The sequence below is a fragment of the Priestia sp. SIMBA_032 genome (assembly GCF_046535215.1).
Taxonomy (GTDB): Bacteria; Bacillota; Bacilli; order Bacillales; family Bacillaceae_H; genus Priestia; species Priestia aryabhattai.
In genome coordinates this window covers 1-259 of record NZ_JAWRXD010000999.1, presented here as the reverse complement: position 1 = coordinate 259, position 259 = coordinate 1, and the positions used below count along the sequence as shown (strand labels likewise).

1 protein-coding gene is annotated in these 259 nt (G+C 52.9%); it reads left to right on the top strand.

Annotated elements, in window-relative coordinates:
- A partial coding sequence (locus SB717_RS37355; protein ID WP_410908166.1) for an MFS transporter occupies positions 1-259 on the top strand: 259 nt, incomplete at both ends.

The following is a 259-nucleotide window of genomic DNA, read 5'->3' as shown; positions in this document are numbered from 1 at the left end:
AGGCTATGTCCGATAAACAGCGTAAGTTCATCATAAAGCTGACCACCCTGATTTCAGGCGGCATGTTGATTGATGGCTTCATTCTCGGAGCCATCGGCATCGTCATGCCGGCGATTACTAATGACCTAGAACTCTCGCTCACCTGGCAAGGTTTGATTGGAGCCTCCGCCCTCATTGGCATCTTCCTAGGCGGCCCTCTGGGCGGGTACTTGGCCGACAAGATAGGCCGCAAACCCATGTTTACAATTGACCTCGCGAT